Origin of the sequence: Streptomyces sp. H39-S7 (assembly GCF_027158205.1) — a bacterium.
Taxonomy (GTDB): Bacteria; Actinomycetota; Actinomycetes; order Streptomycetales; family Streptomycetaceae; genus Actinacidiphila.
The window spans coordinates 46472-56146 of sequence record NZ_JAPVLU010000053.1 but is presented as its reverse complement, the minus strand read 5'-3'; the positions used below and the strand labels follow the sequence as shown (position 1 = coordinate 56146).

At 72.6% G+C, this 9675-nt stretch carries 10 protein-coding genes; 3 read left to right on the top strand and 7 right to left on the bottom strand.

Features of this window, described 5'->3' with window-relative positions:
- Both O3X23_RS36040 and O3X23_RS36035 read right to left on the bottom strand, forming a co-directional pair.
- Window positions 1-486, bottom strand: a 486-nt coding sequence (locus O3X23_RS36040) for a WXG100 family type VII secretion target (protein WP_269276926.1), incomplete at its 3' end; no start/stop codon positions are given.
- Window positions 487-617: 131 nt separating this feature from the next.
- Window positions 618-920, bottom strand: a complete 303-nt coding sequence (locus O3X23_RS36035; RefSeq protein ID WP_269276924.1) for a WXG100 family type VII secretion target — start codon at window positions 918-920, stop codon at window positions 618-620.
- A gap of 263 nt (window positions 921-1183) precedes the next feature.
- On the opposite strand from O3X23_RS36035, the gene O3X23_RS36030 reads away from it, so the two are divergent.
- Window positions 1184-1807, top strand: a complete 624-nt coding sequence (locus O3X23_RS36030; RefSeq protein WP_269276922.1) for a hypothetical protein — start codon at window positions 1184-1186, stop codon at window positions 1805-1807.
- Window positions 1808-1865: 58 nt separating this feature from the next.
- Here the strand turns inward: O3X23_RS36030 and O3X23_RS36025 are convergent, their stop codons facing one another.
- Window positions 1866-4616, bottom strand: coding sequence for a right-handed parallel beta-helix repeat-containing protein (locus O3X23_RS36025; protein WP_269276921.1), 2751 nt, complete (start codon window positions 4614-4616; stop codon window positions 1866-1868).
- Window positions 4617-4682: 66 nt separating this feature from the next.
- The gene (locus O3X23_RS36020) at window positions 4683-5714 is read right to left on the bottom strand and encodes a hypothetical protein (RefSeq protein WP_269276919.1); all 1032 of its coding nucleotides are present in this window, start codon (window positions 5712-5714) and stop codon (window positions 4683-4685) included.
- 220 nt (window positions 5715-5934) lie between these two features.
- Between O3X23_RS36020 and O3X23_RS36015 the strand changes: the two genes are divergently transcribed.
- Window positions 5935-6636 carry a response regulator transcription factor gene (locus tag O3X23_RS36015; protein WP_331283990.1) on the top strand — a complete coding sequence of 234 codons (702 nt, stop codon included), beginning with the start codon at window positions 5935-5937 and terminating at the stop codon, window positions 6634-6636.
- Between the two features lie 119 nt (window positions 6637-6755).
- Here O3X23_RS36015 and eccD read toward each other — a convergent pair whose 3' ends face one another.
- The 3 genes from eccD to O3X23_RS36000 form a co-directional block, all read right to left on the bottom strand.
- Window positions 6756-8126: a type VII secretion integral membrane protein EccD gene (gene eccD, locus O3X23_RS36010; RefSeq protein WP_269276916.1), complete on the bottom strand. Its 1371-nt coding sequence runs from the start codon at window positions 8124-8126 to the stop codon at window positions 6756-6758.
- Between the two features lie 77 nt (window positions 8127-8203).
- A complete protein-coding gene (locus O3X23_RS36005) occupies window positions 8204-8518 on the bottom strand; it encodes a WXG100 family type VII secretion target (protein ID WP_269276915.1) in 315 nt (104 codons plus the stop codon).
- A 55-nt stretch (window positions 8519-8573) separates the two neighbouring features.
- Window positions 8574-8924 (bottom strand): WXG100 family type VII secretion target, encoded by a 351-nt coding sequence (locus O3X23_RS36000; RefSeq protein WP_269276914.1) that lies wholly within the window; start codon window positions 8922-8924, stop codon window positions 8574-8576.
- A gap of 204 nt (window positions 8925-9128) precedes the next feature.
- Here O3X23_RS36000 and O3X23_RS35995 point away from each other — a divergent pair, with 204 nt between their 5' ends.
- Window positions 9129-9635, top strand: a complete 507-nt coding sequence (locus O3X23_RS35995; protein ID WP_269276912.1) for an O-acetyl-ADP-ribose deacetylase — start codon at window positions 9129-9131, stop codon at window positions 9633-9635.
- Window positions 9636-9675 lie beyond the last annotated feature (40 nt).

Below are 9675 nucleotides of genomic sequence, written 5' to 3'. Positions count from 1 at the left end.
GCCTCTCGGTGGTCGCTCGGGCGGTGGTGGCGCGCAGCGGAAGGTTTCGCTGACGGCGGTCAGGGCCGGGTCCTTCCCCGTCTCGTCCGGCCGTGGCGCGGCCCCGGGGACCGGCGCGGAGGTGAGCGCCGTCGTGAGGGGGCCGAAGAGCTTGTCCGCGATGAAGGACTCGGTCGCGTCGTAGTTGCCCCGCGCGCCGGCCAGCGCGTCCACCAGCCGGTTGAGGATGCCGTCCGCCGCGTGGTCCTTCCTGCCGAACATCTCCGTCATGCAGGCGGACCACTGGTCGGAGAACTCCTGGGCCTTCTTCGCGGTGTCTCCCGCCCAGCCCAACTGGAGTTCGCCCAAGGTGCCGTTGATGTCGCTGAGACTGTGCACGATGCGGACGATCGCGGCGGAGGCCGTGGTCGCGGCGGTCAGCAGGTCCTCGGGGGTCACCGTGATGGTGATGGCGTTGTAGTCGGCCGGGGGCCGCGGCGTGGACATGGCTTCTCCGCATCAGGACGTGACGGCATCCCGGACGGTGCCGGGGTTCCGGGGTGTGACGGGTTCCGGGACGTGACGATCGGGTTCGGGGGCGGGGCGGGTTCCGGGACGTGACGATCGGGCCCGGATGCTCAGGACCTGACGTTCCGGTAGTTGGCCAGTTCCATCGCGTGGTAGGTGGAGTACGCGTGCCGCATCCGCCGCACCATCTCCTCCAGCAGGGAGGTGAGCACCTCCATGTCGTCGCCGTAGACCTTCTTGATCCCGGCGAAGGAGGTGCCGGCCGGGCCGGTCCAGCCCGGTTCCACCGCCGCCAGCGCCACGTTGATCTCCGCGATGTCCTGCCGGATGTCCTCGCTCTTGCGCCGCACCGTCTCGGCCGCCTCCTGAAGGTCATGCAGAGCGATCTTGAACTCCTGCAGGGTGAAGGACACGGCAGGCACTCCCAGATGATCGAGTTCGCGTTCGCGTTCGCGCCGGTCGGTACGGCTGGCTCCCGCGGAGTCTAGGCAGCGGCCGCGGGGCCGTGACATCCCCGCTTTCTGGCATCCCGGCGTCCCCTAACGGGGACCTCCCGCATCCGGTCGGCGCTGCGGAACGATGGCACGTGGCATGCCCCGCCCATGCCCCGTCATGCCGGGCCTCCGCGCCGTCCGGGCGCACGGGGCCCGTTTCCGCTCCAGGAACCGGAGTCATCGTGGTCGAACCGCTGAAGTCACCCATTTACAAGGAGCCGGATCCCAACGCCTCGGGGGGCGACGACGCCACCCCGGCGGCGCCGCTCGCTGACCCGGACCTGGCCATGTTGTGGACCGTTCCGGGCCCGTTCACCGGTCAGGCCGGAGCCGCGCCGGCGCCCGGCCAGCCGCCGGCCGTCACCCCGGTCGCCCACGGGCCGCTCTCAGTGAACCTGGCGGCCATCCGGAGCACCGAGCAGACCATGCTGGACTCCACCAAGATCCTGGTGGACAAGTACAACGACCTGCACACCCGGGTCGATGCGGTGCTGGCCAGCACCAGCTTCTGGGGGCAGGAAGCCACCAGCACCGTCATGTGGAGCGACCCGGCCGCCATCGTCGGCGGCGCCGGCCCCGCGCCGCTGAGGCCCCAGACGTCGTACGACAAGCCCGTCCAGGAAGCGGCCCACAAGTTCGCCCCCATCATCGGCCCCGAGCTCACGCGCGCGCTCCGCCAGGTCGCGGACACCGTGGAGGCCGTCGGCTCCTACATCGGCCGGGTGAACACGGCCGGCCAGGCGTACGCCTCCGCCGACTGGAACTCCATCCTGCCGGACGTCACGCCGTCCCCCAAGTCGGTCTAGCCACCGTTGGCGGCCCGTCGCGCCCGCAGCGACTGGCGGGCCGGGCCGCCCGTCGGCGTCAGATCGCCGCGCCCAGCTCCGGCAGGTCCTCGGGCAGGACGAGGGACAGGTCCTCGACGGTCAGGTCGGCGACACCCGACACCCGCTGGGCGTGCCGTTCCGTCATCCGCTGGAAGACCTGCCGTGCGGTACGGCCGTTGCCGAAGCCCTCGTCCCTCGGCAGCGCGGTGAAGTAGCCGGCCAGGGCGGCGACGGTCTCCTCCGGCAGGTCGTAGCGGTGCTGCTCGGCCTGGTGGCGGACGATGTCGACCAGTTCGGTGCCGAGGTAGTCGTCGAAGGTCAGCGTGCGGGTGAACCGGGAGGCCAGACCCGGGTTGCCGTCCACGAACCGCTGCATGTCCCCGGGGTAGCCGGCGGCGATGACCACGATCTCGTCGCGGTGGTCCTCCATCAGTTTGACCAGCGTGGAGATGGCTTCCTGGCCGAAGTCACCGCCCTGTCCGCGCGGCACCAGCGCGTAGGCCTCGTCGATGAAGAGCACCCCGCCCAGCGCCCGCCGGAACACGGCCTGGGTCTTGGGCGCGGTGTGGCCGACGTACTCGCCGACCAGGTCGCCGCGGTCCGCCTCGACCAGGTGGCCGCTGGAGAGCATGCCCAGGGCGTGCAGGATCCGCCCGTACAGCCGGGCCACGGTGGTCTTGCCGGTGCCGGGGTTCCCGGCGAACACCAGGTGCCTGCTGGTGGGTGGCGGCGGGAGACCCAACTCCTGGCGACGGCGGACCAGTTGCATGAGGTTCACCATGGTCCCGACATCGCGCTTGACCCGTTCGAGGCCGACCAGCCGGTGCAGCTCCGCGAGCAGCGTCTCCAATGACTCCTCGGTGGTCTCATCGGGGTCGGCGGCGTTCTCCCGGCTGCCGCCGTCGCCGTCCGCGGTTCCGGGCAGGGCGCGGGCGATGCCGGCCGGGCCGGCCGGCACCGTCCGGCGTTCGGAGACCGGCAGCGCGGAGACCTTCACCCGGTCCGCGCGGCAGTCCTCGAACGCCGCGGCCGCCCCGTCGGCCGCGGCGACGTCCTCGGCGGTGTCGTGGAACAGGCAGCGGCGTACCGCCGGGTCGGCACCCTTGCCGACGTACAGGGCGGGGAAGCCGGTGGCGGAGAGCGCGCAGTCCTCCAGGACGCCGTGCGAACCGTCGTCCTGGTACACGCCGTTCTTGGCCGTGCGGGCGATCGAGGTGCCCCGCACGACGGGACGGGCACCGGCGCGCACCACGATGCCGCTGCCCTGGGTGTCGGCGATCTCGCAGCCGTCCAGGGCGGGCGTGCTGTCCGCCCCCGCGAGCAGCCCCGACCCGCCGGTGTGGTGGATCCGGGTCCGGTGCAGCAGTGCTCCGGTGCCCGGGCCGATCTCCACGCCGGTGCCCTCGGTGGCGGTGATCTCGCAGTCGTCGAGCAGCGGGCGGTGCGGGGTGTGCAGGCGTACGCCGGTGCCGGTGCCCTTCACCGTGCAGCCGCGCAGCGTGGCGTCGGCGCGTTCTTCCACGGATACGCCGGCCATCCTGGCCCGTTCGACGCCGGTGTCCTTCGCGCGCAGCACGGAGTTGCCGGTGGCGCGGATCCCGTGCTCGGGGGTGTCGTGCAGCCGGCAGTCGGTCAGCACCGCTCCGGCGCCCTCGCCGAGGTGGATGCCGCTGTATCCGGCGTCGGCCACCTCGCAGCCGGTCAGCGTCAGTTCGCTGTCGCCGGCGGCGTACACCCCGTTGCCCGTGGCGCGGAGGAATCCGCCGCCGTCGGCGCGGACCGCTACCGTGCCGCCCAGCGCGAGGCCGGTGTCGCCGGTGTCGGCCGTGGTGGTGGCGTGCAGCCGCAGGCGGCTGCGGTCGACGGCGATGATCCCGGCCCCTCCGGTGCGGGAGATCCGGCAGTCGCGGAGCAGGACGCGGGCGTCCTTGTCGGCGAGCAGGCCGGCCGTTCCGGTGCCGGAGATCTCGCAGTCCTCCAGGACCGTTCCGCTCGCGTCGGCGGCGCTGTCGGCCGCGTCCCGGTCCGCAGCTGCGCTTCCCGACGCGCCTTCCGCGACGGGCGCGGGGGACGCGGGGGGTACGGGGGTGTCCGCCGAGACGTGGACGCCCGCCGCCCGGTTGCCGTGCAGACGGCAGGAGCGCAGGCGCGGGGCCGCCGCGCCGACGACGCGGACGGCCGCGCCGCCGCTGCCGGTCACCTCGCAGCGCTCGAACGTGCCGCCGTGCGTACCGCCGAGGTGCAGGCCCTCCGCGGTGACCGGACCGACCGAGGTTGCGCGGAAGGCGGGGGCGGCGCCCTCGGTGACCTGGACGCCGATGCCGTCGATGTCCGCGACCGTGCACTCCTCGACGACGGCCCGGCTGTCCCCGGCCAGTCGCAGACCGGCGCCGGCGGCCCGGTGGACGCGGCAGTCGCGCAGCGTCGGGGCGGCCTGTCCGGTCACCTCCACCCGGCCGCCGACGACCTCGCACCCGTCGAGCACGGGCGCGCCGCCGCTGAGGACGACGGCCGGCTCCGCCGGGTCCGCGCCGGCCAGGACCAGCCCCCGTACCGAGGGGCTGCCGGCGGACACGGTGAGCGCGGGCCCCCGGGCGGGGGAGATCCGCACCGTGCCCGGGCCCTTCTCCGCCACCAGTGACACGTCGCGCTCCAGCAGGACGCTCTCCTGGTACTCCCCGGGCATGACGGAGACGGTCGCGCCGTCCGCGGCGCCGCGCACCGCGGCGCCGATGGTGTGCTGCACACCCCAACCGCGCTGGGCGACCCGCACCCACTTCTGGCTCACTCGGATCCGTCCAATCGGTCGCGGGGCGGGGCGGTCACGGCTCGGTCCGACGTGACCGGTCGCGGGTCAGTTGCAGGTCGCCCGCATCTGGGTGACGGCCAGGTGCGCGTGGGTCTCCGTGCCGCCGTGCCAGTCCTGTCCCCGGCTGTCCAGTTTGATCATCAGCAGTCCCTTGGTGATGGGGAAGGAGCCCACCTGCACCCAGGTCCCCAGACGTCCGGACTGGGACATGTCGAAGTCGTGGATCGGCTTGTCGGACAGGCTGAAGGAGTTGAACACCTCGAAGTGGGCGGGGTTCCCGCCGACGTGGGTGATGTCCTTGTCATTGGGGACGTAGATCTGGACCTGGCAGGTCCCCTTGGTGAGCACCGACACCGGCCGGAAGTACCAGGTGGCGTAGTTGTCCTTGTCGTCCTTGGTGGCGGAACCCGACATCGGCATCGCGTCGAACTGCCCGTTGCAGCCGTCGGCCTTCCATCCGCCGCTCTTCACCGTGTACCACCCCTTGAGCCCGTCGCTGTTGCGGCCGTGCTCGGCGAAGCCGTACGTGTCGGTCTTGGCGCAGCCGTAGCCGGCCACCGCGGTGTAGGCGGCCTTCCGCACGACCAAGGTGTTCCGGTTGGCCTGCGGGGCGCCCGTGGTGGTGCTCGGGCGGGGGCCCGTGGCGGGCCCCGTGGCGGGGAACGGAGCGCCGGGGACGGTGGCGTCGGCGCCGCCCGCCGGGACCGGGACGCCGGGGCCGTCGACCGTGCCGGGGATGGCGGGGCCGGGCCCGGTGCCGCCGGCACCGCCCGATCCGCCGTTCGACGGCTGCGCCGGGTACTTCTGGGCCGCCGAGGGGCTGCCCGGTCCGGTCGCGGGCTTCTTCGCCGCCGCGTTGACGGGATCCTTGCCGTCCCCGGAGCCACCGTTCGCGGCCATCATGCCGACCCCGACCGCTCCGGCGCCGACCACCGCCACGATGATGCCGACCGCCCAGGCCCGCGGCAGCATCCGCGGCCGACTCCCCGGCTGCCTGACCTCGTTGACGAAAGCGGCGGCGAGACCTCGCCGGTCCATGCCTTCCTGCTGCTCGGACTGCTGCTCGGATTCAGCCATTACCCAACTCCGGGGTGTGAGCGGGCGCGAAGCACCCTCGTGTTTCGGACGAACTTCGCGTCGTTTTCGAGACGCGTTCCACGCCGGGTCGGGCGCGGCGCGGCCGCGGCCGGTATGTCATGGGCGGGGGCGCGCAGGTGGTGACGACCAGGGGTGGAAGAACTGATAGAACTTGGCATGGACGCCCATAGAAGGGTCGCAGGAGACGGCCATACGGGGAATGGGTAGATCGAAGGGCCGAGCCATGCCTACCGTTGGCATTGTCGAAGACCACCGCATTACCCGAATGGGGATCGAGCAGGTTCTTGCCCGCAGTTCCTGGCTCGAAGTCATCGCGTCGGTGGGAACACTGGATGAATTCGCGGAGACCGGGCTCGCCCCCGACGTGGTCGTCCTCGATCCCGCCCCCTATCTCGCCGAGGCGTCCCTGCAGGCGATCGGCGCGCTGAGCGCCGGGAGCGCGGTGCTGGTCATGTCGCCGTCGGACGAGCGCGACCATCTGCTGGCCGCGGTGAAGGCCGGGGCGCACGGCTTCGTCACCAAGCACACCGACGACACCGAATTCCTGTCCGCCGTCGAGGCGGTGGCCCGGGGCGGTTTCTACCTCGCGTCGGGGCTCGCCACCCACCTGCACGCCGAACTCGGCCGCATGTCGCCCGGCGAGGGCCAGTGCCTGGCCCGCCGCGAGGTGGAGACGCTGCGACTGATCGCCAAGGGGTACACGCACGGCCAGATAGCCCGCCGCATGGGCCTCACCGAGTCCACCGTCAACACGTATGTGAAGCGCATCCGGGCCAAGCTCAACGCCGGCAACAAGGCGGAACTGACCCGCAAGGCCATCGCGTTGGGGTACGTCGACGAGTCGGGTCCGGCACGGTGGCTGCCGGGCCACATCCGGCCCGCGTCCGAAGTGTCCGTGTGAGACCGCGCGTCGACGTGCGAGGGACCGTCCGGGAGAACGGGCGAGGGAGCGTCCGGGAGAACGCGCGAGGGAGCGTCCGGGAGAACGCGCGGGGGCCGGAGCCGTTCCGCTCACGCGCCTCACAGGTGGTGTCCGTACGTGGCCAGGTGCCGGAACACGCCGAACACACCGATCGCCAGCGGGATCGCGGCCACCGAGCAGAGCCCGGCCACCGCCCGCAGTGCCTTCGGCCGTTCGGTTCGGGCGCCCGAACGCCGGAAGGCGAGTGCGGCGCCGGTGCCCAGCAGCACGACCCCGGCCGCGGCGACCGCCACCGGACCGGTCCAGTCGGGGGCCGACGTCGTCGCGGGGACGGTCAGCAGCGCGCTGAACAGGCCGACCGCCCCGCACACCACGACCGGGACCGCCTCGCCCAGCAGGCGGAACGTACCGGCGCGCAACAGGAGCGCGACGGCCAGGCAGCCGGCCAGGGCCGGCGCGTATCCGCCGTGCGAGGCACCCAGCACGGCGAGGGACACGGCCAGGGCGAGTGAGACCGCGCAGGTCCAGCCGAGCAGGACGTTACGGGCGCGGAGCACCACCGTCCTGACCAGGGTGTCGTCGGAGCCCGCGAGGTCGCCCTCCTCCGTGACGACCGGCCAGGCCGCGGCGAGCCGGCCGGCCAGCGAGGGCGCGGCCAGCAGCATCCCGTAACCGGCCACTGCGACGACCGCCGCGCCTTCGGCCGGGTCCGTCCGCAGACCCGTCAGCAGGCCGACGACGGCCGCGCCCGCCACCCCGAGCACCAGCACCGCCGCGCCCGCCACCGACGGCACCGCACCGAGCGCGGCGGCCGCACCGGCCATCGCGCCGAGAGCCGCCCCGAGTGGGCTGCCGGCCGACGGATCGGGCAGGAACCACCCGGCAACGGCCAGGCAGGGCACCGTACTCAGTGCGAGGGGCAGCGCCAGCCGGTTCGGCAGGGTCGGCCGCCCGGGCGGGGCCGCGTCGTTGCGCCGCAGGCCCCAGGCGGTGAGGAGCAGGACGAAGCCGACGCCCAGGGCGAGCGGACCGGCCGACGTACCCGGCCGTCCGCCGGACAGCACCGGTACCAGACAGGCGGCCACCAGCCATGACGCCCCGAGGGCCGCGACGGTGGCGGCCCGGGTACGGGAGGTCCAGCGCAGGTCGCCGAACGAGTCGGCGACCTCGGCGATCATCTCGTCGAGGTCCCTGACCAGGGGTTCCTCGAACTCCCCTGCGGCGGCGTCCCGCAGGTACAGCAGTTGGCCGTCCACCACTCCGGCGTCGCTCAGCGAGGAGACCGGATGCAGCGTGCGGCCGCTCACCAGCGCCAGCGACCACGCGGCCGGCAGCGCCTCCAACTCCTCCTCGCCGCACAGGTGGGCCAGCGTCGTGACGTACTCCGCGATCGGGGCGGCGGCGGGGACCGCGAGGTCCACCCGCTTGCGCGTGCCGATCACCGTCACCCGGCAGTGCTTGTCAGCCATGCGGAACTCTCTCGGAATCGTTCAGTGAGCATGCGGGGGCCGTCGTCGAGGCCCGTCGAACCAACCCCTGCGGCGGGTCAGCCGTGGCTCCACGTCCGTGAGTTGGCCCACTCGGCGTCGCTGTAGTTGGCCCAGTTGACGTTCATCGCGCGGGCGATCTGACCGAGTACCCCTTCGGGCCCGAACAGCCCGTCGGCGGCGATGTTCCACTCGGCCTGCAACCCCTGGTAGTACCCGGAGGCCGCGCCCTGCCAGATCTCGGGCAACTGGTTCAGGTACTGGGCGAGCTGGTGCAGCTCCTCGGAGATCTCGGCCGCCTGCCCGTTCAGGTACGGACCCGCGGTCTCCAGCTCCTGCTGGACACTGATCGGGACGGCGTCGGAGAAGCTCATGCCGGTGCTCCTGTCGTGGAGGGGACGGGGACGGGACGGGACGGATCGCCGCAGGTCAGAACTTGGCCGCGGGCAGGTGCACCTGGCGGAGGTTGGCGAGGTTCGCCTGCTCCGACTCGGTGTAGCTGACGTAGTTGCCGCGCAGCCCCGACGCGATGTCGGAGAGCGCGTCGTGCATCATCCGCGCGTAGATGTCGTAGTCCATCATCAGCGTCTCGAACGCGGCGTGCGCGGAGCCCTGCCAGATGTTGCCGAGACCGGCGACGTAGGTGCGCAGGGCGGCGATCTTGGCATCGACATCGATGGCCTGGGTGGTCACATAGGCGGCTGCCGTGGCGACGCCCTCGGGAGTGACCGAGTAACCGGCCATCGTGCCGCCGCTGCCCGCGTTGTTGGGGGTCGTCATCCCTGGCCCTTTCGGCGGTCTGCTGATGAGGAGCGAACAGCACACCGCCACCGCCCCACCCGCGACCGCACCCGGAGTACCGCGCCCAGCCTCCCGGACCACGCCGGGACGCCTCCAGTCACCGTTTCGGATGTCCCCCCGCCGCACGAAGCGGAGACGACCACCGACACCGCCCGGACGTCGCCGGTTCTGGGAGGATGCCGCATGATCACCGTCACCATCGCCCTCGGCGACATCACCGGACAGCACGTCGACGCGATCGTCAACGCCGCCAACTCCTCGCTGCTGGGCGGCGGGGGAGTGGACGGGGCGATCCACCGCAAGGGCGGGCCGGAGATCCTGGCGGAGTGCCGGGCGCTGCGGGCGTCCCACTACGGGAAGGGCCTGGCGACCGGCAAAGCTGTGGCCACCACGGCCGGACGACTGCCGGCGCGCTGGGTGATCCACACCGTCGGCCCGGTCTGGTCGCCGGACGAGGACCGGTCGGACCTGCTGGCCTCCTGCTACCGGGAGTCGCTGCGGGTGGCCGACGAACTGGGGGCGCGGACAGTGGCCTTCCCGGCGATCTCCACCGGGGTGTACCGGTGGCCGATGGAGGACGGGGCGCGGACCGCCCTGGCGACGGTCCGAGCGGCGGAAACGGCGGTGTCGGAAGCACGCTTCGTGCTGTTCGACCAGGGCGCCTACGACGTCTTCGCCGCACAGGCCTGATGCTCTGCGCCCTCAGGAGGACGACGGGCGCCGGGCATCC

Excerpts from the sequence above, each read along its gene's own strand:
- O3X23_RS36015 (WP_331283990.1), top strand. The coding sequence starts at position 5,935 with ATGGGTAGATCGAAGGGCCGAGCCATGCCTACCGTTGGCATTGTCGAA.
- O3X23_RS36000 (WP_269276914.1), bottom strand. The coding sequence starts at position 8,924 with ATGACGACCCCCAACAACGCGGGCAGCGGCGGCACGATGGCCGGTTAC.
- O3X23_RS35995 (WP_269276912.1), top strand. The coding sequence starts at position 9,129 with ATGATCACCGTCACCATCGCCCTCGGCGACATCACCGGACAGCACGTC.
- O3X23_RS36005 (WP_269276915.1), bottom strand. The coding sequence starts at position 8,518 with ATGAGCTTCTCCGACGCCGTCCCGATCAGTGTCCAGCAGGAGCTGGAG.
- eccD (WP_269276916.1), bottom strand. The coding sequence starts at position 8,126 with ATGGCTGACAAGCACTGCCGGGTGACGGTGATCGGCACGCGCAAGCGG.
- O3X23_RS36020 (WP_269276919.1), bottom strand. The coding sequence starts at position 5,714 with ATGGCTGAATCCGAGCAGCAGTCCGAGCAGCAGGAAGGCATGGACCGG.